This is a genomic window from Escherichia sp. AM3 (assembly GCF_032029835.1).
GTDB lineage: Bacteria > Pseudomonadota > Gammaproteobacteria > Enterobacterales > Enterobacteriaceae > Escherichia > Escherichia coli.
Map to the genome: position 1 here is coordinate 1 of NZ_JAVUPQ010000316.1, position 1284 is coordinate 1284.

A 1284-nucleotide genomic window follows, 5' to 3' on the forward strand; every position below is an offset into this window, starting at 1 on the left:
CGGGCGACCTTCTGCGTGCATTCTGGCAAAACTACGCGCCAGGAAATCGAAATTATTTAAAGAATTAAGACTATGATCCATAAGCACATCCTCCGGTTATCGCATACCTTTTAAGGCCATATGCTTTTTCTGATTTCAGTATTCCCCAATCAGTGTAGTACCTTTAAACATAACGTGCGTAAATATATTGTCCCCGATCACACTTTTTAGTGAAAAATAAAAAACCATATTAAAAGACTTTCTCTTCCAGAACTTCTCTAACCTGTGTTATTATTAACACAGATAAATGTAAGCAAGGAAACTATTACAAAGTAAATATTGCGTCACTAAATGGACATTGGAGTGATATATGATTTTATTCGCCGACTATAACACCCCTTATCTTTTCGCTATTTCCTTTGTACTGTTGATCGGCCTGTTAGAAATTTTTGCGCTTATCTGCGGTCACATGCTCTCCGGTGCTCTTGATGCACATCTTGACCATTATGATTCTATAACCACAGGTCATATTAGCCAGGCACTTCATTATCTCAATATTGGAAGATTGCCAGCTCTCGTCGTTCTCTGCTTACTGGCTGGTTTTTTTGGTCTTATTGGCATCCTGTTGCAGCATGCCTGCATCATGGTCTGGCAATCACCACTGTCGAACCTGTTCGTGGTTCCTGTCAGTTTACTGTTTACGATTATTGCGGTGCATTATACCGGTAAAATAGTTGCGCCCTGGATTCCACGCGACCATAGTTCAGCTATTACAGAAGAAGAATATATTGGTAGCATGGCGTTAATTACCGGTCATCAAGCCACTTCAGGTAATCCCTGCGAAGGAAAACTCACCGATCAATTTGGCCAAATACATTATTTACTACTGGAGCCTGAAGAAGGAAAAATTTTCACTAAAGGAGACAAAGTGTTAATTATTTGCCGACTTTCTGCAACGCGATATTTGGCGGAAAATAATCCCTGGCCCCAAATATTGTAATTTATTAATCAAAAGGAAATTTAATAATGGATGATATTGTTAATTCTGTGCCCTCCTGGATGTTTACCGCAATTATTGCCGTATGCATTCTGTTTATTATTGGAATTATTTTCGCCAGGCTCTATCGTCGCGCTTCGGCAGAGCAAGCTTTTGTTCGTACTGGTTTAGGTGGGCAAAAAGTGGTAATGAGCGGTGGCGCAATCGTGATGCCGATCTTTCATGAAATAATCCCCATCAATATGAATACTCTGAAGCTGGAAGTCAGCCGCTCAACCATTGATAGCCTGATTACGAAAGATCGTATG

The 1284-nt window shown here is 40.3% G+C and carries 1 protein-coding gene and 2 pseudogenes; 2 read left to right on the forward strand and 1 reads right to left on the reverse strand.

The genetic code is table 11. The features are described from left to right. Positions 1-81: pseudogene (locus RTW80_RS25445) on the reverse strand (glycogen synthesis protein GlgS); the annotation flags it as partial. A 268-nt stretch (positions 82-349) separates the two neighbouring features. On the opposite strand from RTW80_RS25445, the gene RTW80_RS25450 reads away from it, so the two are divergent. Together RTW80_RS25450 and RTW80_RS25455 are read left to right on the forward strand one after the other, a co-directional pair. Next, positions 350-979 carry an OB-fold-containig protein gene (locus RTW80_RS25450; protein WP_000599926.1) on the forward strand — a complete coding sequence of 210 codons (630 nt, stop codon included), beginning with the start codon at positions 350-352 and terminating at the stop codon, positions 977-979. Between the two features lie 26 nt (positions 980-1005). Continuing rightward, a pseudogene (locus RTW80_RS25455) lies at positions 1006-1284 on the forward strand (hypothetical protein); the annotation flags it as partial.

What these genes read in the sequence shown, in the direction of transcription:
- RTW80_RS25450 (WP_000599926.1), top strand. Translation starts at nt 350, where the DNA reads ATGATTTTATTCGCCGACTATAACACCCCTTATCTTTTCGCTATTTCC.